Source organism: Caldicellulosiruptor morganii (genome assembly GCF_026810225.1).
Classification (GTDB): Bacteria; Bacillota; Thermoanaerobacteria; order Caldicellulosiruptorales; family Caldicellulosiruptoraceae; genus Caldicellulosiruptor; species Caldicellulosiruptor morganii.
Window position 1 is genome coordinate 1,166,775 of sequence record NZ_CP113865.1, and the last position, 20,933, is coordinate 1,187,707.

General features: G+C 36.8%; 20 protein-coding genes. 18 read left to right on the plus strand and 2 right to left on the minus strand.

What is annotated here, in order from left to right:
• Nucleotides 1-417, plus strand: a complete 417-nt coding sequence (gene atpC, locus OTK00_RS05660; protein ID WP_045169422.1) for an ATP synthase F1 subunit epsilon — start codon at nt 1-3, stop codon at nt 415-417.
• A gap of 44 nt (nt 418-461) precedes the next feature.
• Here the strand turns inward: atpC and OTK00_RS05665 are convergent, their stop codons facing one another.
• Entirely contained in the window at nt 462-977 is a 516-nt protein-coding gene (locus tag OTK00_RS05665) for a hypothetical protein (RefSeq protein ID WP_045169423.1), read from the minus strand.
• Nucleotides 978-1,133: 156 nt separating this feature from the next.
• Here OTK00_RS05665 and OTK00_RS05670 point away from each other — a divergent pair, with 156 nt between their 5' ends.
• Genes OTK00_RS05670 through OTK00_RS05705 form a run of 8 tightly spaced genes read left to right on the plus strand, consistent with a single transcriptional unit; the run spans nt 1,134 to nt 6,868 of the window.
• Complete coding sequence (locus OTK00_RS05670; protein WP_045169424.1) at nt 1,134-1,988, plus strand: DUF5685 family protein; 855 nt, start codon at nt 1,134-1,136, stop codon at nt 1,986-1,988.
• Nucleotides 1,985-2,560, plus strand: coding sequence for a J domain-containing protein (locus OTK00_RS12090; RefSeq protein ID WP_045169425.1), 576 nt, complete (start codon nt 1,985-1,987; stop codon nt 2,558-2,560). The genes OTK00_RS05670 and OTK00_RS12090 overlap by 4 nt, the downstream gene beginning before the upstream one ends.
• Nucleotides 2,561-2,575: 15 nt before the next feature.
• Nucleotides 2,576-3,844, plus strand: coding sequence for a M16 family metallopeptidase (locus tag OTK00_RS05680; protein WP_045169426.1), 1,269 nt, complete (start codon nt 2,576-2,578; stop codon nt 3,842-3,844).
• Nucleotides 3,845-3,867: 23 nt separating this feature from the next.
• Complete coding sequence (dut, locus tag OTK00_RS05685) at nt 3,868-4,308, plus strand: dUTP diphosphatase (RefSeq protein WP_045169427.1); 441 nt, start codon at nt 3,868-3,870, stop codon at nt 4,306-4,308.
• 37 nt (nt 4,309-4,345) lie between these two features.
• Nucleotides 4,346-4,576: a PRC-barrel domain containing protein gene (locus OTK00_RS05690; protein WP_241765484.1), complete on the plus strand. Its 231-nt coding sequence runs from the start codon at nt 4,346-4,348 to the stop codon at nt 4,574-4,576.
• Nucleotides 4,573-5,163, plus strand: a complete 591-nt coding sequence (locus OTK00_RS05695) for a hypothetical protein (RefSeq protein ID WP_045169429.1) — start codon at nt 4,573-4,575, stop codon at nt 5,161-5,163. Before OTK00_RS05690 ends, OTK00_RS05695 begins: the two co-directional genes overlap by 4 nt.
• A complete protein-coding gene (locus OTK00_RS05700; protein ID WP_045169430.1) occupies nt 5,160-5,648 on the plus strand; it encodes an Lrp/AsnC family transcriptional regulator in 489 nt (162 codons plus the stop codon). The genes OTK00_RS05695 and OTK00_RS05700 overlap by 4 nt, the downstream gene beginning before the upstream one ends.
• Nucleotides 5,645-6,868 carry an aminotransferase class I/II-fold pyridoxal phosphate-dependent enzyme gene (locus tag OTK00_RS05705; RefSeq protein ID WP_045169431.1) on the plus strand — a complete coding sequence of 408 codons (1,224 nt, stop codon included), beginning with the start codon at nt 5,645-5,647 and terminating at the stop codon, nt 6,866-6,868. The genes OTK00_RS05700 and OTK00_RS05705 overlap by 4 nt, the downstream gene beginning before the upstream one ends.
• Here the strand turns inward: OTK00_RS05705 and OTK00_RS05710 are convergent.
• A complete protein-coding gene (locus OTK00_RS05710; RefSeq protein ID WP_045169432.1) occupies nt 6,810-7,688 on the minus strand; it encodes an RluA family pseudouridine synthase in 879 nt (292 codons plus the stop codon). The genes OTK00_RS05705 and OTK00_RS05710 overlap by 59 nt on opposite strands.
• Before the next feature lie 122 nt (nt 7,689-7,810).
• Here OTK00_RS05710 and era point away from each other — a divergent pair, with 122 nt between their 5' ends.
• The 9 genes from era (at nt 7,811) to eno (ending at nt 20,813) form a co-directional block, all read left to right on the plus strand.
• Complete coding sequence (gene era, locus OTK00_RS05715; RefSeq protein ID WP_045169433.1) at nt 7,811-8,713, plus strand: GTPase Era; 903 nt, start codon at nt 7,811-7,813, stop codon at nt 8,711-8,713.
• A 6-nt stretch (nt 8,714-8,719) separates the two neighbouring features.
• Complete coding sequence (gene recO, locus OTK00_RS05720; protein WP_045169434.1) at nt 8,720-9,454, plus strand: DNA repair protein RecO; 735 nt, start codon at nt 8,720-8,722, stop codon at nt 9,452-9,454.
• A 54-nt stretch (nt 9,455-9,508) separates the two neighbouring features.
• Nucleotides 9,509-10,804, plus strand: a complete 1,296-nt coding sequence (locus tag OTK00_RS05725) for a glycine--tRNA ligase (RefSeq protein WP_307188838.1) — start codon at nt 9,509-9,511, stop codon at nt 10,802-10,804.
• 113 nt (nt 10,805-10,917) lie between these two features.
• Nucleotides 10,918-13,569 (plus strand): pyruvate, phosphate dikinase, encoded by a 2,652-nt coding sequence (gene ppdK, locus OTK00_RS05730; protein ID WP_082054627.1) that lies wholly within the window; start codon nt 10,918-10,920, stop codon nt 13,567-13,569.
• Nucleotides 13,570-13,734: 165 nt separating this feature from the next.
• On the plus strand, nt 13,735-14,757 hold the full coding sequence (locus OTK00_RS05735) for a sugar-binding transcriptional regulator (RefSeq protein WP_045169436.1): 1,023 nt from the start codon (nt 13,735-13,737) through the stop codon (nt 14,755-14,757).
• A 69-nt stretch (nt 14,758-14,826) separates the two neighbouring features.
• Complete coding sequence (gene gap, locus OTK00_RS05740; protein ID WP_045169437.1) at nt 14,827-15,840, plus strand: type I glyceraldehyde-3-phosphate dehydrogenase; 1,014 nt, start codon at nt 14,827-14,829, stop codon at nt 15,838-15,840.
• Nucleotides 15,841-15,943: 103 nt separating this feature from the next.
• The gene (gene tpiA / locus OTK00_RS05745; RefSeq protein WP_045169438.1) at nt 15,944-17,896 is read left to right on the plus strand and encodes a triose-phosphate isomerase; all 1,953 of its coding nucleotides are present in this window, start codon (nt 15,944-15,946) and stop codon (nt 17,894-17,896) included.
• A gap of 27 nt (nt 17,897-17,923) precedes the next feature.
• On the plus strand, nt 17,924-19,459 hold the full coding sequence (gene gpmI / locus OTK00_RS05750) for a 2,3-bisphosphoglycerate-independent phosphoglycerate mutase (protein WP_045169439.1): 1,536 nt from the start codon (nt 17,924-17,926) through the stop codon (nt 19,457-19,459).
• A gap of 49 nt (nt 19,460-19,508) precedes the next feature.
• Nucleotides 19,509-20,813, plus strand: a complete 1,305-nt coding sequence (eno, locus tag OTK00_RS05755) for a phosphopyruvate hydratase (RefSeq protein ID WP_045169440.1) — start codon at nt 19,509-19,511, stop codon at nt 20,811-20,813.
• Nucleotides 20,814-20,933: the final 120 nt, after the last annotated feature.

Consider the following 20,933-nt stretch of genomic DNA (forward strand, 5'->3'; position numbering starts at 1 on the left):
ATGGCTGAATTTGAATTAGAAGTTTTGCAACCTGAGAGAATTTTTTTTAAAGACAGAGTGGAGATGATAGTTGTTCGGGCAATTGATGGCGAAATAGGCGTGATGGCAGGGCATGAGCCGATTATCACACCAATAGGAATTGGGAAGCTTAAAATAAAAAAAGATGGGAAGTGGCGTGAGGCAGCCATCGCAGGAGGTATACTTGAAGTTAACCAGAACAGGGTGGTTATCCTGAGTGATGCTGTTGAATGGCCAGAGGAAATAGACAGACAAAGGGCCTTGGCTGCAAAAGAAAGAGCTGAGAGAAAGCTTCAACAGAAACTTCCACCTGATGAATTTGAAGGGTACCAGGCAGCGTTGTATAGAGCACTAAACCGGCTCAGAATGGTTGAAGAAAAAAGAGAAAATGCCAAATAAAAAGGTGGGCTACCAGAAAGAAAAATAGCCCACCTTTTTCTGTTTTACTCTGTTTTTTTCTTTTTACTCTTCTTTTTCTCGCTTTTTCCTTTTTTCTTATTTTTTTTTGGGCTTTCTTCTTTTGAAGAATCGCTGTGTTCTTCCACCTCTTCTTGTTCTTTAATCTCTTCATCTTCTAACAGAACTTCCTCATCTATATCTATTTCTTCAAAATCCAGTGGTGCATCTCCAAGGTCTATTTCTTCATCTGGTAGCTCTGTAAGAATGTCTGGCTCTATGTCTACAAAGTCATTTTCAAAAACTTCTGTTTCGACTTCTTTCAGGGTTTCTTCTTCTATCTCAGAGTCGTCAACAACACCTGTTAAAAGTCTTTCTTCAAAACAGGACTCACACATGTCCTGGTCCTCAGGAATATATTCCTCATGGCAATATGGGCAAAGCTTCATATTTTCTTCGGTCACTTTCTTTAGTTGTTCTAAATCCTTTTTACAGATAGGGCAGAGTTCTTCTTCTTCAGGTATTCTGTTCAGTTCACATCTTGGACAGTATTTATAACCCATCTTCTTTTTCCCCCTAAATTGAAGTTGATCTGCTATCAAAATAATATTAATTAGTCTTTTAAAAAAAATCAACTAAATTTTACTTAACAATGAGCTTTATTTTTGCTACTATAAAAACATAAAGAAAATAAAAGACATAAGGGGAAGCTTCTGAAGTTGTTTGGATATGTTGTACCTTACAAGCCTGAACTCAAAATACGTGAGTACGAATATTACAAAGCAGTGTATTGTGGAATATGCCTGCAGACAAAAAAGATTGGCAATATTCCACGAATATTTTTAAATTACGACTTTGTATTTTTGTATTTGGTTTTGAAAGAACATTTTGATATTAAGGAAGAGTTTGCCACAACAAGATGTATTGCTCATCCAAAGAACAAAAAAGTGGTTGTAAAATCAAACCGGGTATTGGAATATGTAAGCAATCAGATGGTAGTATTAACATTTCTAAAATTATATGATGATTACATTGACGAAAAGCATTTTATGAACTTTGGCCTGTATAAATTACTGAACCTGTATATAAAAAAGATAACAGAGTATTATTCTGCCCAGTTTAATAAAATCAAAGAACTTTTTAAAAATCAGATCTTTCTTGAGAAGAAAGAATGTAGCAATATGGATATGGTAGCACACAATTTTGGTCAGATTCTATCAGAGATTTTTTCATACAATGGTGATAGGACTCTGAAAGAGATAGGTTTTTACACTGGTGTGTGGATTTACTTTGTTGATGCCATTGATGACTATATTGAGGACGTAAAGAAAAAAAGATATAATGTTTTGAAATATTATTTTCAAAAATGTAAGGACGACAGAGATTTGTTCGAAAGAGAAATAAATATCTTGAAGGTGAGTTTAGATAATTATCTTGCCAGATTGAGTGATCTTATAAAAGGGTATAATAATCAATTGTTAGACAATATAGTTCAGCTTGGGATGTACTCAAAAACACAGGAGGTTATAGATAAATTAAAAGCAAACTATTTCAAGGAGTTGAAAGCAACATGAGAGACCCGTATGAGGTTTTAGGTGTAAGAAAGGGTGCAACAAAAGAAGAGATTAAAAAAGCTTATCTTGAGCTTGTCAAAAAGTATCATCCTGATAAATTTAAAGACAATCCACTGCGTGAACTTGCAGAAGAGAAATTAAAAGAAATCAATGAAGCATATAATATTCTTATGAATGACAGGTATACAGAATATGAATATTCTACATATGATGAGACTTCCATTTATAAACAGGTAAGAGATCTAATTATGCAGGGTAATTTAACTGCAGCAGAAAGCTTACTTAATCAGAATCCACAAAATGATGCAGAATGGTTTTATTTAATGGGAATAATATATCAGAAAAGAGGATGGATAAACCAGGCTTACAGGTATTTTGTTGAGGCATATAGTCGTGACCCAAATAATTTTGAATACAGGCGTGCAAAAGAACAGTTTGAAACAACCTCAAGAAATTATGAATGGTCTGCATATAACAGAGGTTACAGACCACACAATAATTGTGATATATGTACAATATGCCAGATAATTGTTTGCTGGGAATGCTGTTGTGACAATGACGTTGGTTGCTGAGGAGGGTAGCCTGATTTGATAAATCTCTGGACACTTGACAACAGGCTTCGGCTGGTTTATGAGAAGATTGAAACTGTTAAAACAGTAAGTGTAGGAGTGTGGATTTTAGCAGGTTCAAGATATGAAACTAAAAGTGAGAATGGAATTTCACATTTCATTGAGCACATTCTTTTTAAAGGGACAGAGAATAGAAGTGCAAAAGAGATAGTATATGAAATAGAATCAATAGGTGGGCAGATTAATGCATTCACTGCGAAGGAATATACGTGTTTTTATGTAAGAGTGTTGGATGAGTTTTTGGAAAAGGCGTTTGAAATTCTATCTGACATAATTCTGAACCCTTTAATTAGTCAAGAAGACATTGAAAAAGAAAAAACTGTAATAATTGAGGAAATTAATATGTCAAAAGATGATCCGGAAGAGATTTTGTATCAATCACTAAATGATTTGATATGGAAAGGAGAGGCATTGTCTTATCCGATAATTGGTAAAGAGACTACTGTAAAGAAGGTTGATAAGGATAGGATTCTGAATTTCATGAACAAGAGGTATAGACCCGAAAATGCAGTCATTTCAGTTGCGGGCAATTTTGATGAAAAATTTCTTGTGAGTTTGTGCGAGAAGTATTTCGGCAGGTGGGAAAACAATACAAGAGCAACAGATGAGAACAAAACAAAGCCTGCATTTAATAGAGGCATAGCAATAAAGTCAAAAAAGGGTGATCAGGTTCAAATTGCGATAGCCTTTGAGGGTTTTGGACAACAACACGAAGATGTTTACAAACTGTTAATAGTTTCGAACATTCTTGGTGGTGGGATGAGTTCAAGGCTTTTTCAAAAAATAAGAGAAGACCTCGGACTGGTGTACAGTGTAAGTTCTTTTGTTAGCACCTACAAAGATGTGGGAAGTCTAATAATTTATGCTGGAACCAACCCTAAAAATTTGGAGGTTGTTTATAAAGAAATTCTCAATCAGATTGGTCTTCTGGTGAAAGGTAATTTGAAACCTGAGGAGGTGGAGGTTGCAAAACAACAGATAAAAGGAAGCATTATTTTTGGTTTGGAGAATACAAGCAGTAGAATGTCCAATATCGGTAAGAATATGTTGCTCTTGAACAAAGTAATTGATTTAAATGAAATAATTGATAAAATTAATTCCATCAGATTTGACCAGGTTATGGAAATTATACAGGGAGTACTGACAAAGGAGTTTTCTGTGGCTGTTGTAGGAAACAAAAAAGAGATAAATAGCAGTATTTTTGAGCAAAGAATTGTTGTAAGGTAAATTAAAAAGGAGATGGTAGACAGATGATTCTGAAAATAAAAAGAGCAGATGATGCATGGGATTTGCCACTGCCGCAGTATGCTTCATCTGGTTCTGCAGGGATGGATCTTTTTGCTTGTGTGGATGGTGAAATGGTAATAAACCCAGGAGAGATAAGGCTTATTAGAACGGGAATATATATAGAACTTCCGGATGGATATGAAGCACAAATAAGACCAAGAAGCGGACTTGCATTAAAGTACGGTATTACTATTCTAAACTCTCCTGGAACAATTGACAGTGATTATAGAGGGGAGGTTTGTGTAATTTTGATTAATCTTGGGAATAATCCCTTTGTTATAAAAAGAGGTGACAGAATAGCTCAAATGGTAATATGCAAGTACGAAAAGGCGAAAATTGAAGAAGTTCAGGAACTTTCTGAAACAGATCGTGGGGATGGTGGATTTGGATCAACAGGCATTTAAGAAGTTTTTTAATGAAGAGGTGTTATAAAGCTTGCTTTTGAGTAATATAAAAAATTCAAAACCTATTATTTGTCAGAATTCAGGTAAGATCATAGGCAGTTCAGATACTGTAGAGCTGTTGATTGATGATAATGGGAATATTTGCAGTATTGAGATTAAGAAAAGAAGGAATTTTCGGTGGGATACAGAAGTAATTAACTGGGAAGACATAGTTATAATTGGGGATGATGTGATAATTGTAAATATGAAAGAGGGGGAACAAGAGTGATACTTCCAACCTCTTTTTTTGGATACTCAAAAGCTGAAGTGAGAACTTATATTGAAAGGCTAAATGAAGATTTTGAAAACCGTTTTAACAGGCTTGAAAAGCAAGAGGAACTGTTGATGGCGGAAAATGAGAGGATAAAAAGAGAAATTGAGAGATTGAATCATCAGTTGTCTGTGATAAATATAAAGGATATTAGCTGTTACCAAAAGTTTATTGATGAGTATTTTTTTAGTGAGTGGGAAAAATACTATTTACAAAAGGCTTTAGAAATAGAGTCAGAGTATTCAAAAAGTTTAGAAGAATTGGAAAAAATCAGAGATAATATCTTTAACAATATCTCATACATAAAAAAGCAGAAAGAAAAATTATTAAAAAAATTAAAAGATACGTTAAATGAAGTAGAGAACCTACTTACAAATGAAGATGATGTCCCTCATAGGAAATTGCAAAAGGACTTTTATGTGGATGGAAATTTGATATTGCCAGCAGGTATTGTTGTCAATCATGAGGTTATTGAAAGTATGAAAGAGAAAGGGATATTGATAGAATTTTTAAAACATCTTGCGAAGGAGGATGAAGATATATGAGTATTGAAGTAAAGGTTTTAGAGATTCTTGAACAGAATCCAAAGCTTTCTGCCGAGGAAATTGCTATTATGCTGAATGAAAATAAAGAGAATATCGAAATGATAATAAAAAAGCTTGAAAACGAGAAGGTGATAGTAAAATACCACACAATTGTTGACTGGGAAAAGACAGAAAAAGAAGTGGTTGAAGCAATAATTGAGGTAAAAGTAACTCCTCAAAGAGGATTTGGATATGACGCAATTGCAAAGCGGATATACAAGTTTCCTGAAGTAAAGGCTGTTTATCTTCTCTCTGGTGATTATGATCTGCATGTAATTGTTGAAGGTAAGAGTATGAAAGACATTGCACACTTTGTAGGTTCAAAACTTGCACCGCTTGAATATGTTTTGTCTACAGCAACTCATTTTATAATGAAGAAGTACAAAGATGCAGGAGTAATTCTGGAAGATGGTGAGAAGGACGACAGGGAGGTAATAACACCGTGAATAATTTAGAAAGATTTTTATCAAGGTCTGTCCAGAGTGTCCCACCTTCGGGTATCAGGAAATTTTTTGACATTGTATCTGAAATGAAGGATGCACTTTCACTTGGTGTTGGTGAACCGGACTTTGTAACGCCATGGAGTATAAGAGAGATGGGTATATACTCTATTGAGGAAGGGCATACACATTACACATCCAATTTTGGTCTTCTTGAACTTAGAAAAGAAATAAGTAGTTACTTGAAAAGGAGATTTGACCTTGATTATCCCAATTACAGAGATCAGATTTTGGTTACAGTCGGAGCAAGTGAAGCAATTGACATTGCACTTAGAAGTATTGTAAATCCAGGTGACGAGGTTTTAATTCCTGAGCCCTGTTTTGTTTCTTACAAACCCTGTACAATCTTTGCAGGTGGGGTTCCGGTTGCAGTTTCCACAAAGTCAGAAAATGACTTTAAACTTCGTCCGGAGGATATAATATCTAAAATTACACCAAGAACAAAAGTTTTAATACTTTCATATCCAAATAATCCAACAGGCGCGATTATGACCAGGGAAGACTTAAAAGAGCTTGTGGATGTTTTAAAGGATAGGGATATCATTGTAATTTCAGATGAGATTTACGCTGAGCTTACATATGAGGGTGATCATGTTTCTGTTGCAAATTTTCCGGAGATGAAGGACAAAACAATACTAATAAATGGGTTTTCAAAAGCATTTGCAATGACAGGCTGGAGACTCGGGTTTGTGGCAGCAAATGAAATTTTTATCAAAGCAATGGCGAAGGTTCATCAGTACATTATTATGAGTGCACCTACATTTTCTCAGTATGCAGCAATTGAAGCCTTGCGAAATGGTGAAGCAGAAGTTGAAAAGATGAGAGAAGAATACAATCGGAGAAGACGCTATATGGTGAATAGATTCAATAAAATGGGACTTGAGTGTTTTGAACCAAAAGGGGCATTTTATGTTTTTCCCTCAATAAAGTCCACAGGTCTTTCATCAGAAGAATTTGCCGAAAGGCTTTTATATCAGCAAAAGGTTGCAGTTGTACCGGGAACTGCATTTGGAGAATGTGGGGAAGGTTTTATAAGATGTTCCTACGCATACTCCTTAGAAACTATTAAAGAGGCTCTGGATAGAATAGAAATATTTGTTAAAAATCTTAAATATCCAAATGAGAGCCAAGGAATTCAGAAAAATAGTATGGTAGTGGAGCAGTGATTTTGTATTCTTTTTCTGTTAGTTTGAATTTAAAACATATAGAATAGTCATGAAGCAATAAAGGAGCATGTGTATATTTTTCAATGCCATACAAAGAGTCCCCTACAATAGGATGGTCTATTGAAGCCAGGTGGACTCTTATCTGATGTGTTCGTCCGGTTATAGGCTTTAGCTTTAAAACTGAAAAATTTTCGTTTTGCTCAATTACTTCAAACATTGTGACTGCATACTTTCCTCTTTCATTGATTTCTCTTTTAATACCATCGCCTGATCTTTTGATGGGTTTTTCTATGAACCCACTTTTTTTTGTCAATTTTCCATGTACTACTGCAATATATGTCTTTTCAACACACCTTTTTTCAAACTCCTGGGAAATTATGCTGTGAAAGTACGAGTTTTTGGCAAACACCACAATGCCAGAGGTATCTTTGTCAAGCCTGTTTATTATATGTGAAGTAAGGCCTTGAAGATTTAAATATGCTTCTACATAATTTGCAAGCGTATCAAAATAATGTCCTTTTGAAGGATGTGAAGGAATACCGGATGGCTTGTTAACAAACAAAAAAAATTGGTCTTCAAATAAAATGTCAATGTTACCTTTTGCAGGCACTATATTTGAAGGTGAATCTTCAAGTTGAATATCTATAACTGAGTTTTCAAGAGGATACTCATTTATAGAAAATACCGGTGGGATAAATTTTATTCTGTTATTGAATTTTAATCTGCTCAACATAGTTGATGATAAAAATAGTTTTTTTCTTAAAATTTGCCTGTAAGTCATATTTAGATCCTCTTTTTTTACTATATATACCAGTCTCATTGTAAAATTTTCTTTCTCCCTTCCTGTTAAAAGTTGAGCACATATGATATGATAATTTAAAGACATAATAAATACAATGGGTATTTTGAAACCAAAAAAAGAAACTGAGGTGGTATTGAGATATGGCTTTCAAATCAGGGTTTGTAGCTCTAATAGGACGTCCCAATGTTGGCAAGTCTACGCTTATGAACTATTTTGTAGGCAAGAAGATATCAATAATTTCGCCAAAACCACAAACAACAAGAAATAGTATAAAGGGTATATTGACACTTGATGATGCTCAGATAATATTCATCGACACTCCAGGTGTACATCCGCCCAAAAATAAACTTGGAGAATATATGGTGAAGGTTTCTGAAAAAACCTTAAAAGAGGTTGATTTGATCCTGTATATTGTTGAAGCTATCGATAGCGGTATAGGTCCATGGGATGAGACAATTTTAGAGAAGTTAAAAGAAGTACAAACACCCAAGATACTTGTTCTGAACAAAGCTGATTTGGCTTCAAAAGAAAACATTGAAATTTTAAAGAGTCTTTTTTCAAGCAGGTTAAATTTCGAATTTATAATTGAAATAGCAGCTATAAACGGGTATAACTGTGATGTATTGTTAGAAAAAATCAAGTCATTGCTTCCCGAGGGACCAAAATATTATCTTGATGATATGACAACAGATGTGAGAGAAAGTTTTATTGTTGCAGAGATAATAAGAGAAAAACTTTTGTTAAATCTTTCTGAAGAAGTACCGCACGGGGTTGGAGTTTCAGTCGAAAAGTTTTCTGAAAGAGAAAACAAGGATATTCTGGACATAGAAGCCACTATTTACTGTGAAAAGGAGTCCCACAAAGCAATAATTATTGGCAAGGGTGGACAGATGCTCAAAAAAATAGGAATACAGGCTCGAGAAGAGCTTGAAATGTTATTTGGAATAAAAGTCAATCTTCAGCTATGGGTAAAGGTAAAGAAGAATTGGCGAGATGATATAACAGCAATGAAAATGCTTGGATATAACATAAAAGAGGTTTGATGAATAATGAAATTTATAAAGGCAAGGGGTATTGTGCTAAAAGACATAAATTTCGAAGAGTCAAGTAAGATATTGACCATTTTGACTGCCGAGATAGGAAAGATTCAGGCACTTTCAAAAAATTGCAGGCGAACCCTAAGTCCTTTGAGTGCTTGTTCGCAGCCGCTAATATATTCTGAGTTTGTACTTACAAAGACAAAAGATGTCTATTCTATATCGTCGGCAAGTGTAATTGAATCCTTTTTTGACCTTACACATGATGTTGGACTTACAATTTACTCCAGTTATTTGATAGAACTTGTAGACAACTTTATTGAATTAGAACAGAAGAACGAGGACGTATTGAGGCTTTTATTAAATTCACTGTATATGCTGAAAAAGGGGGCAGACCCGGAGACTATTTGCAGAATTTTTGAGATTAAAATCTTAATCTTTACAGGTTTTTTTCCACAGTTTACTCAATGTGTAAAATGTCATAATTCAAGTTTGAGTCAGATTTTTTTCTCTTTCAAAAATTCGGGAATTGTTTGTCCGGATTGTAAAGAAGAAGGAGATGTAAAAATTGATCTTAAAACTGTTGAGAAAATTCTAATAATTGCAGCAACTGATTTGAAAAAATTAAGCAGAATAAAAATTGACAGAGAGCTAAACACTATTTTAAAAAATTTGATGACCACATATATAAAGCTGGTTTTACAAAAAGATTTCAAGATTCTTGATTTTTTTAGATTTATAAAATAAAATAAAGTCGACTGCACAAAATAAATTGAAGGTGGTAATGATAGTATGGTGACAATGGATGAGATAGTTTCGCTTTGTAAACGTCGAGGCTTTATATTCCAATCAAGTGAGATATATGGTGGACTAAATAGTTGCTGGGATTATGGACCACTGGGCGTTGAGATGAAAAACAATATAAAAAGACTCTGGTGGAAGGCAAATGTTCAGCTCAGAGATGACGTTGTTGGTATTGACTCGAGTATATTAATGAATCCCAAGGTATGGGAAGCAAGCGGACATTTACAAAATTTTGCTGATCCCATGGCTGATTGTAAGGTTTGCAAAAAAAGATGGAGGACAGATCAGCTTTCTGAGTACAAATGCCCTGAGTGTGGAGGAGAATTGACAGAACCTCGAATGTTCAATCTCATGTTTAAAACATTTATGGGACCTGTCGAGGATGAATCTGCTGTGGTTTACCTTAGACCTGAAACTGCCCAGGGCATATTTGTAAACTTTTTGAACGTTCAGCAAACAATGAGAAAAAAGCTTCCATTTGGAATTGCGCAAATAGGAAAATCATTTCGGAATGAAATAACACCTGGCAATTTTATTTTTAGAACAAGAGAATTTGAGCAAATGGAGATAGAATATTTTGTAAAACCTGGAACCGATGAATACTGGCACAAACACTGGATTGAACAGCGAATAAACTGGTACTACAAACTTGGTATTAGAAAAGAAAATATTAGAATAAGAGAGCATGGCAAAGATGAACTTGCACATTATGCGAAGGCATGTGTCGATATTGAATATTTATTCCCGATGGGCTGGTCAGAACTTGAAGGAATTGCAAATAGAACAGACTTTGATTTATCAAGACATCAGGAGCATAGCGGACAAAATCTAACTTATTTTGATGATGAAACAAAGCAGAGATATATTCCATATGTAATTGAGCCGTCGGCCGGTGTTGACAGGTCACTTCTTGCCTTCTTGATTGATGCCTATGAAAACCAGAAGATTGATGAAAATGATACAAGAGTGGTACTGCACCTTCATCCTGCCATTGCACCGGTTAAAGCAGCCATTTTCCCGCTTTTGAAAAAAGAAGAACTTATAAACAAAGCTAAAGAAATTTACAGTAATCTAAAGTACAGGTGGATTGTTCAGTATGACGAAAGTGGAAGTATAGGGCGAAGATACAGACGCCAGGACGAAATTGGTACGCCATTTGGAATAACTGTGGACTATCAGACCTTAGAAGACAACACAGTGACCATCAGAGACAGAGATACAATGGAACAGGTAAGAGTTCATATTGAAGAAATAGTTCCATATTTAGAAGAAAAAATAGAGGTAAAATTTTAAATAAAATGTGTTCTCAAATTGCAAAAATATGCTATAATATTTTATGTTGTGGCATGCCAAGTTTCCCCTTTATATATTTTTTCCAAATAAATTTCACATAGGAGGGATTTTAATTGAGCAAAAAGAAATACGTCTACATGTTCTACGAAGGAAATAAAGATATGAGAGAGCTTCTTGGAGGAAAAGGTGCAAATCTCGCTGAGATGACCAATCTTGGACTTCCGGTTCCTCCTGGCTTCACTGTTACCACAGAAGCATGTACAAGATATTATGATGAGGGCGAGAAGATAGCTGATGAGATTGTAGAAGAAATCTTCGAAAAACTTGCAGAGCTTGAAAAAATTACAGGAAAGAAATTCGGCGACCCATCCAACCCACTTCTTGTTTCAGTTAGAAGTGGTGCAAGAGTTTCAATGCCAGGAATGATGGATACAATCTTGAATCTTGGTATCAATGATCAAGTTGTAGAAGGTTTGGCTAAACTTACAAATAATGAGAGATTTGCATATGATTCCTATCGCAGATTTATTCAGATGTTCTCAGATGTTGTTATGGGAATTGAAAAGAACAAATTTGAAAAGATACTTGATGAGATAAAAGAGAAATATGGAGCAAAATATGATACTGATTTAACAGCTGAACATTTGAAAGAAGTGGTTGCAAGATACAAAGAGCTGTACAAAGCTGAAAAAGGCGAAGACTTTCCACAGGATCCCAAAGTACAGCTTTTAGAGGCAGTCAAAGCAGTTTTCAGATCATGGAACAACCCAAGGGCAATTGTGTACAGAAGACTTAATGAAATTCCTCATGACTGGGGAACAGCAGTAAACGTTCAGATGATGGCATATGGTAATATGGGCAATGACTCTGGTACAGGAGTTGCTTTCACAAGAAATCCGGCAACTGGTGAAAAAGAACTCTATGGCGAGTTTTTGATGAACGCGCAGGGTGAAGATGTTGTTGCAGGTATCAGAACACCACAGCCAATTTCAGCTTTGAAAGAGACAATGCCAGAGGTTTATCAACAGCTTGCTGACATTGCAAAGAAGCTTGAGACATACTATAAAGACATGCAGGATATGGAGTTTACAATCGAAAGAGGAAAGCTCTATATGCTCCAGACAAGAAATGGTAAGAGAACAGCACAGGCTGCTCTCAAGATTGCAGTTGACATGGTTGAAGAGGGTCTTATCACAAAAGAAGAGGCTATGCTGAAGGTTGATCCAAAGCAGCTTGATACATTGCTTCACCCAACATTTGAACAGAATGCATTAAAAGCTGCTAAACCGATTGCAAAGGGTCTTCCTGCATCACCAGGTGCTGCAACTGGTAAGATTTACTTCACAGCCGAAGAGGCAAAGGCAGCAGTTGAAAGAGGCGAAAAGAAAGTAATTCTCGTTAGAACAGAAACTTCACCAGAGGATATTGAAGGTATGGTTGCTGCACAGGGTATTCTCACGTCACGCGGTGGTATGACATCTCATGCAGCTGTTGTTGCAAGAGGTATGGGTAAGTGCTGTGTTGCAGGATGCGGAGATATCTCAATCAATGAGGAAGAGAAATATTTCACAACACCAGATGGTAAAGTATATCGTGAAGGTGACTGGATCTCTCTTGATGGTTCTACAGGTTATGTATATGAAGGCGAACTTCCAACAAAAGAACCAGAGCTCACAGGTTACTTTGCAACCTTTATGCAATGGGCTGATGAAATCAGAAGACTGAAGGTAAGAGCAAATGCTGATACACCAAGGGATGCTGCACAGGCAAGGAAGTTTGGTGCAGAAGGTATTGGTCTTTGCAGAACAGAGCATATGTTCTTTGAAGAAGACAGAATTCCTGCAATGAGAGAGATGATAGTTGCAAGAACAGAGGAGCAGAGAAGAAAAGCATTGGACAAACTCCTTCCAATGCAAAGAGGCGATTTTGAAGCACTCTTTAGAGAAATGAAAGGTTATCCTGTTACTATAAGACTTCTGGATCCACCACTTCATGAGTTCTTACCAAAAGAAGATGATGCTATAAGAGAACTTGCAAAAGAAATGGGTATCACCTTTGAAGAACTCAAGGGTATTGTTCAGAGCTTGCACGAGCTCAACCCAATGCTTGGTCACAGAGGTTGCCGTTTGGCAGTAACATATCCAGAGATTGCCGAGATGCAGACAAGGGCTATAATTGAAGCAGCAATCAATGTGAAGAACGAAGGCATAGATGTTGTACCTGAAATAATGGTTCCACTTGTTGGTGAAGTTAAGGAGTTAAAATTTATAAAAGATATTATTGTAAAGACTGCTGAAAAGGTTATGGAAGAAAAAGGTGTTAAGATTGAGTACAAAGTTGGTACAATGATTGAAGTACCAAGAGCAGCTTTAACAGCTGATGAGATAGCAAAAGAAGCTGAGTTCTTCTCATTTGGTACAAATGACCTTACACAGATGACATTTGGATTCTCCAGAGATGATATTGGTAAGTTCCTGAACGATTACTTCGAGAAGAAGATTTTCGAAACAGACCCATTTGCAAGACTTGACGAAAAAGGTGTTGGAAAACTCATTAAGATGGCAGCAGAGCTTGGAAGATCAACAAGACCTGATATCAAACTTGGTATATGCGGTGAGCATGGCGGTGACCCATCAAGCATTGAATTCTGCCACAACGCAGGGCTTGATTATGTATCATGTTCACCGTTCAGAGTGCCAATTGCAAGACTGGCGGCTGCTCAAGCTCAGGTAAAATCAAAAATGAAGGCATTTATTGATAAATAATATTAAAGGTACAGCAAAAAAGCAGAGGGAGGAATTTACAGGTTACCTTCCTCTGCTTTTTTTGCATGTATACACTTGAATAAAGATGTAAAAATGATATAATAATTACTGGGACAAAAATATACGATGGGTGGATAAAACTGTCCCTGATGGAGTAATGGTGAAATGGATGATTTTATTGAAATTTTAAAAAAGATAACTCCTGAAGTTGTAGAGATATTAGAAAGAAGATATGATGTTTTAAAAAATGTAAAATATCATCAACCCATTGGAAGAAGAATGCTTTCAGAAAAGCTAAAACTTTCTGAAAGAATTGTCAGGAACGAAGTAGATATTTTACGAAGTCTTGGACTATTAAAAATCACAGATAATGGCACAATTTTAACAAACGAAGGAGAAGAACTCCTTGAAAAACTTTCTAACATGGTATATGATATAAAAGGATTGGAGTCTTTGAGGCAAACAGTAAAAGATATATTGGGTGCCAGAGATGTCTTCATTGTTCCAGGAGATGCTGACACAAACCCGTATGTTCTTAAAGAATTGGGAAATGTGGCGAGCAAGGTTATACTTCCACTACTGCAGAATGTCAGGATAATTGCTGTAACAGGAGGACAAACAGTTAAAGAAGTTGTCGATAATTTTCCAGTATGTTCTTTTAAGGATATTTTGGTTGTACCTGCAAGGGGCGGTATTGGGCAAGAGGTTGAAAAGCAGGCAAATACTCTTGCAGCAAATTTGGCAAAAAAACTGGGTGGAAGGTACAAACTTCTTCATCTCCCGGATACTATGGATGAGGAAATATATAATCTGATTGCTAAAAAAGAAGAGGTACAGGATGTTTTAAATGACATTAACAATGCTGACATGCTAATATTCGGAATAGGAAATGCAATTGAAATGGCTAAGAGGAGAAAATTCAGTCAGGAGATGATAAACAAACTCTGTCAGGTTGGTGCGATTGGTGAAATCTTTGGTTACTATTTTGACAGAGAGGGCAATATTGTCTACAGTACAACCACAGTGGGTATAAAACTTGAAAAAATTAAAAACATTAAATATATGATAGGAGTTGCGGGTGGTGCACATAAGGCTGAAGCGGTACTTTCATTAAATGGGATAAAGCACAGTTCGATATTTGTGATTGATGAGGGAATCGCACGAAGAATTGTGGATATTAAAAGGTAAAGACACTGTGGCAACTTTTAGCTGTTGCTACAGTGTTTAAAATAAAAAAAGGAAAGGATGGTAGAGGAAATGGCAGTTAAGATTGGTATTAATGGTTTTGGAAGAATTGGTAGAAATGCTTTTAAGGCAATTTTGGCAAAATATCCAAACGAGTTTGAGGTAGTTGCTGTAAATGATTTGACTGACCCCAAAACTCTGGCACATCTTTTAAAGTATGACTCATGTTATGGTATATTCAATGGAACTGTTGATTATACAGACAACTCAATCATTGTAAACGGCAAAGAAATAAAAGTTTTGGCTGAAAAAGACCCGGCAAACCTGCCATGGAAGGATTTGGGTGTTGAAGTTGTAATTGAATCAACAGGTAGATTTACAAAGAAGCAGGATGCAGAAAAACACATCCAGGCTGGTGCAAAGAAGGTTATAATAACAGCTCCAGCAACAGATGAGGATATCACAATTGTTATGGGTGTTAATGAACAGATGTATGATCCGAGCAAACATCATGTTATTTCCAATGCATCATGTACAACAAACTGCTTGGCACCAGTTACAAAGGTTATTGACAATCATTTCAAGGTAAAAAGAGGTCTTATGACAACTGTTCACTCCTACACAAATGACCAGCAAATTCTTGATCTTCCACACAAAGATTTGAGAAGAGCAAGAGCAGCAGCTCTATCTATTATTCCAACAACAACAGGTGCTGCAAAGGCAGTAGCACTCGTTCTTCCACATTTGAAAGGTAAGCTCAATGGTTTTGCACTCAGAGTTCCAACACCTACTGTTTCTGTTACCGATGTTGTATTTGAAGTTGAAAAACCAACAACAAAAGAGGAAGTAAACAGCGTATTGAAAGCTGCTGCAGAAGGCGAATTGAAAGGTATTCTGGGATATAGTGAGGAGCCACTTGTTTCTGTTGACTATAAAGGAGATCCAAGATCTTCAATCGTTGATGCTCTCTCAACAATGGTTATTGAAGACACACTTGTTAAGGTTGTTGCATGGTATGACAATGAATGGGGATATTCCAACAGAGTTGCTGACCTTCTGAACTACCTTGTAAATAAAGGCTTATAATAGCAAAAAGTGACTGGTCCGGAAAATGAGTTGAGCAGGTGTTTTGTCCGGACCAGTCTTGATTTGAAAAAGTAAATTTTAAATTTTAGAGGTGAGAGGTTTCATGCCAAGATTGAACAAAAAGACAATTCGCGATATAGATGTAAGTGGCAAAAGGGTGCTGGTAAGAGTTGATTTTAACGTTCCGCAAGATGAAAACGGTAATATAACAGATGACAGGAGAATCAGAGAAGCTCTTCCAACCATTAAATATCTTATCGACCATAATGCAAAAGTCATACTTGTTTCACACTTGGGAAGACCAAAAGGAAAATTTGATCCAAAATATTCAATGGCACCTGTTGCAAAAAGACTTTCTGAACTTCTTGGCAAGGAAGTTGTTCTTGCAAAAGATGTTATAGGTGATGATGCAAAAAAGTGTGTTGAGCAGATGAAAGAAGGAGATGTGGTTCTTCTTGAAAATGTGAGATTCCATAAAGAGGAAGAAGAAAATGATAGAGAATTTGCAAAGGCACTGGCATCTCTTGCTGATATATATGTGAACGACGCATTCGGAACAGCTCACAGAGCCCATGCTTCAACTGCAGGCGTTGCGGAGTTCTTACCGGCGGTTGCGGGATTTTTAATGGAAAAAGAGATAGAGATGCTTGGCAATGCACTCGCAAATCCACAAAGACCGTTTGTTGCAATCCTGGGTGGCGCAAAGGTATCTGATAAGATAGGTGTAATTATGAACCTGCTGGAAAAAGTAGATAGCCTTTTAATTGGCGGTGCAATGGCATATACTTTCTTGAAGGCAAAGGGATATAAGATTGGAAAATCAAAGTGCGAAGATGACAAGCTTGATGTTGCAAGAGAAATAATGAAAAAAGCAGAAGAAAAAGGTGTAAATCTGCTTTTGCCTGTCGGAAGTATTGTTGCAAAAGAGTTCAAAAATGATACAGAGTATATGTATGTGCCATCCGACGCAATGCCAGATGACATGATGGGTATGGATATTGGAAATACTACGATTGAGCTGTTCTCAAAAGAAATTAAAAAGGCAAAAACCATTGTTTGGAACGGTCCGATGGGCGTGTTTGAATTTCCAAACTTTGCAAAAGGGACAGAAGCCATTGCAAGAGCTGTTGCTGAAGCTGTTGAAGAAAATGGTGCAATTGCTATCATTGGCGGTGGAGACTCAGCTGCAGCTGTTGAAAAGCTTGGCTTTGCAGATAAGATGACACATATCTCAACAGGCGGTGGAGCATCATTAGAGTTCCTGGAAGGAAAGATATTACCCGGTATTGCATGCTTGCTTGACAAAAATCCAAGAAAAAAAATAATAGCTGCTAACTGGAAGATGAATAAGACCCCGCAGGAGGCAAAGGAGTTTGTTGAAGAGCTAAAAAAACACTTAGATGATGTGCAGGCAGAAGTTGTAATCTGTGCACCTTCGATCCTTGTACCATATGTCAAAGAGGCAATAGAGGGGACCAGTATCAAACTTGGAACACAAAACATGTTCTATGAAGAAAAAGGCGCATATACAGGTGAGATCTCAGGTCCAATGTTAAAGGAAGTTGGAGTTGAGTATGTGGTAATTGGTCACTCTGAAAGAAGGCAGTACTTTGGTGAAACTGATGAGATTGTGAACAAGAAAGTGTTAGCAGCGCTCAAGTTCGGTCTGAAGCCTATTGTATGTGTTGGTGAGACTTTAAAACAAAGAGAATATGGTATTACTGATGAGCTTGTAAGACTTCAGGTCAAGATTGCACTAAATGGTGTTTCAAAAGAAGATGTTGAAAAGGTTGTCATTGCATATGAGCCTATCTGGGCAATAGGTACAGGCAAGAATGCAACGCCTGAAGAGGCAAACAGAGTAATTGGGGTTATCAGAAAAGTTATTGCTGAAATGTATGATGAAGACACAGCACAGAAAGTTAGAATTCAATATGGTGGTAGCGTAAACTCTGCAAATTCAGCAGACATTTTCAATATGCCAGAGATTGATGGTGGCTTGGTTGGTGGAGCAAGTTTGAATGCTGAGGAATTTGCAAAGATATTGCACTTTTAATCATAGCAAGTAAAGGGGAAAAGAGTAATGAAAAAACCTGTTGTGCTTATTATTATGGATGGTTGGGGTTATAACCCAAAGCAAGAAGGAAACTCTGTTGCTTTGGGTAAGACCCCCAACCTTGACTATTACGAAAAGAATTATCCATATACGTTGATTGGTAGCAGCGGAATGGACGTTGGCCTTCCTGAAGGTCAGATGGGAAATTCTGAGGTAGGTCATCTTAATTTGGGTGCTGGAAGAATTGTGTATCAGGAGTTTACAAGGATAACAAAGTCAATTAAAGACGGTGACTTTTTTGAAAAAGAAGAGTTTTTGATGGCAATAGAAAATTGCAAAAAATATAACTCTTCTCTTCATCTGATGGGGCTTTTATCAGATGGTGGTGTGCATAGTCACAACACTCACCTTTATGCTCTTTTGGAGCTTGCAAAGAAGCACAATCTTGAAAAAGTATATGTTCATTGCTTTTTAGATGGGCGAGATGTTCCACCTTCGAGTGCAAAAATCTACATTGAAGAGCTTGAACAGAAGATGAAAGAAATTGGTTGTGGCAAGATTGCAACAGTGATGGGCAGATACTATGCAATGGACAGAGATAAAAGATGGGAAAGAGTTGAAAAGGCATATAATGCAATGGTCTTTGGTGAAGGTGAGTATGCAAGCTCAGGATTAGAGGCTGTTGAAAAGTCGTATGAAAAAGGTAACACTGATGAGTTTGTAATTCCGACTGTTGTGCTTGAAAATGGAAAACCTGTCGCAACAATAAATGAACATGACAGTATTATTTTCTTCAACTTCAGACCAGATAGAGCAAGGCAAATCACAAGAGCATTCTGTGATGTCGAGTTTGACGGTTTTGAAAGAAAAAAAGGCTATTTTGAAGTATTCTTTGTATGCATGACCCAGTATGATGTGACAATAAAAAATTGCCATGTTGCATTCAAACCAGAGAACCTGACAAACACTTTGGGAGAGTATCTTAGCAAGTTAGGGTTAAAACAACTTCGAATTGCTGAGACAGAAAAGTACGCTCATGTCACCTTTTTCTTCAATGGCGGTGTGGAAGTACCAAATGTCGGAGAAGACAGGGTTTTGGTGCCATCCCCAAAAGTTGCAACGTATGACTTAAAACCAGAGATGAGTGCTTATGAGGTAACCGAAGCTCTTTTTGAGAGAATTGAAAGTAATCAATATGATGTTATAATTTGCAACTATGCAAATGGTGACATGGTTGGGCACACAGGAGTGCTTGAGGCTGCAATAAAAGCAGTTGAGGCTGTGGATGAATGTATTGGAAAGGTTGTCGACAAAGTTTTAGAAAAGGGCGGAGTGGCTATTATTACTGCTGACCATGGCAACTGTGAACAGATGATTGACTATGAAACAGGCGAACCTCATACAGCTCATACAACAAATAAGGTGCCTTTATATCTTGTTGGATATGGCAATGTGAAATTGAGAGATGATGGAATCCTGGCAGATATTGCTCCAACCATCCTAGACATCTTAGGATTGGAAAAGCCTTCAGAGATGAAAGGAAGTTCGCTTATTATTAAATAAATTCACATAAAAGATACTCTCAAAATTATTTAGAAGGAGGAATATGTAAATGAAGGTTGACCTTTCGATTACAGCTGTAAGAGCAAGAGAGATACTTGATTCAAGAGGAAATCCGACTGTTGAAGTAGAAGTTGTTGTAAATGATGAATTTATTGGTAGAGCTGCTGTACCATCCGGTGCATCAACTGGTATATTTGAAGCTGTTGAGCTCAGAGATGGTGACAAGAAAAGGTATATGGGCAAAGGTGTTCTAAAAGCAGTTGAAAATGTCAATGAGGTGATTGCTCCAGAGATTATCGGTATGAACGCACTGAACCAGGTTGAGATTGATAAACTCATGATAGAGCTTGACGGAACAGAAAACAAGAGCAAGCTTGGTGCAAACGCAATTCTGGGTGTATCCCTGGCAGTTGCCAAAGCTGCCGCAAATGCATTGGGACTTCCACTTTACCAGTATATAGGCGGTGTCAATGCTAAATATTTACCAGTTCCTATGATGAATATCCTAAACGGCGGTAAACATGCTGACAATTCAGTTGACCTGCAGGAATTCATGATAATGCCGGTTGGTGCAAAGTCTTTCAGCGAAGCACTTAGAATGTGTGCCGAGACATTCCATCACTTGAGAAATGTGCTCAAAGCAAGAGGTTATAATACAACAGTTGGTGATGAGGGAGGTTTTGCACCCAACCTGAAATCTAACGAAGAACCATTGGAAGTAATTGTGGAAGCAATTGAAAAAGCTGGTTATACTCCTGGCAAAGATATTGCAATTGCGCTTGATCCTGCAACATCTGAGCTCTACAATGAAGAAGATGGAAAGTATCATTTTGAAAGAGAAGGTAAAGTTAGAACAAAAGAAGAGATGGTAGAGTTCTGGGTAAAACTTGTTGAAAAGTACCCGATTGTATCAATTGAAGATGGCGTTGCGGAAGAGGACTGGGAAGGCTGGAAGATGCTCACTGAAGCTCTTGGCAACAAGATTCAGCTTGTTGGTGATGATTTATTTGTTACAAACACAAAGAGGCTTGCAAAGGGAATTGAGCTTGGCGTTGCAAACTCAATATTAATTAAACTTAACCAGATAGGAACACTCACAGAAACTTTGGAAGCAATTGAGATGGCAAACAGAGCAGGTTACACCGCTGTTGTATCCCACAGATCAGGCGAGACAGAAGATACAACGATTGCTGACCTTGTTGTTGCAGTAAATGCAGGGCAGATTAAGACAGGTGCACCGTCAAGAACAGATAGAGTAGCAAAATACAATCAGCTCCTGAGAATAGAAGAAGAGCTTGGCAGCATTGCAGTATATCCAGGCATGAATGCATTCTTTAACTTGAAGAAAAAATAACTCCACAAAAGTCCAAAGGAAAGTTTTTGAATTTGCAATAGAATAAAGAAAGAGGGAAAGTGTTGAACTTTCCCTCTTTTCATTTTATAATATATTCAAACAGGATATGTTAAGAATTTT

What these genes read in the sequence shown, in the direction of transcription:
- atpC (WP_045169422.1), top strand. Translation starts at nt 1, where the DNA reads ATGGCTGAATTTGAATTAGAAGTTTTGCAACCTGAGAGAATTTTTTTT.
- OTK00_RS05665 (WP_045169423.1), bottom strand. Translation starts at nt 977, where the DNA reads ATGGGTTATAAATACTGTCCAAGATGTGAACTGAACAGAATACCTGAA.
- OTK00_RS12090 (WP_045169425.1), top strand. Translation starts at nt 1,985, where the DNA reads ATGAGAGACCCGTATGAGGTTTTAGGTGTAAGAAAGGGTGCAACAAAA.
- dut (WP_045169427.1), top strand. Translation starts at nt 3,868, where the DNA reads ATGATTCTGAAAATAAAAAGAGCAGATGATGCATGGGATTTGCCACTG.
- OTK00_RS05700 (WP_045169430.1), top strand. Translation starts at nt 5,160, where the DNA reads ATGAGTATTGAAGTAAAGGTTTTAGAGATTCTTGAACAGAATCCAAAG.
- OTK00_RS05710 (WP_045169432.1), bottom strand. Translation starts at nt 7,688, where the DNA reads ATGAGACTGGTATATATAGTAAAAAAAGAGGATCTAAATATGACTTAC.
- era (WP_045169433.1), top strand. Translation starts at nt 7,811, where the DNA reads ATGGCTTTCAAATCAGGGTTTGTAGCTCTAATAGGACGTCCCAATGTT.
- recO (WP_045169434.1), top strand. Translation starts at nt 8,720, where the DNA reads ATGAAATTTATAAAGGCAAGGGGTATTGTGCTAAAAGACATAAATTTC.
- OTK00_RS05725 (WP_307188838.1), top strand. Translation starts at nt 9,509, where the DNA reads ATGGATGAGATAGTTTCGCTTTGTAAACGTCGAGGCTTTATATTCCAA.
- OTK00_RS05735 (WP_045169436.1), top strand. Translation starts at nt 13,735, where the DNA reads ATGGATGATTTTATTGAAATTTTAAAAAAGATAACTCCTGAAGTTGTA.
- gap (WP_045169437.1), top strand. Translation starts at nt 14,827, where the DNA reads ATGGCAGTTAAGATTGGTATTAATGGTTTTGGAAGAATTGGTAGAAAT.
- tpiA (WP_045169438.1), top strand. Translation starts at nt 15,944, where the DNA reads ATGCCAAGATTGAACAAAAAGACAATTCGCGATATAGATGTAAGTGGC.
- gpmI (WP_045169439.1), top strand. Translation starts at nt 17,924, where the DNA reads ATGAAAAAACCTGTTGTGCTTATTATTATGGATGGTTGGGGTTATAAC.
- eno (WP_045169440.1), top strand. Translation starts at nt 19,509, where the DNA reads ATGAAGGTTGACCTTTCGATTACAGCTGTAAGAGCAAGAGAGATACTT.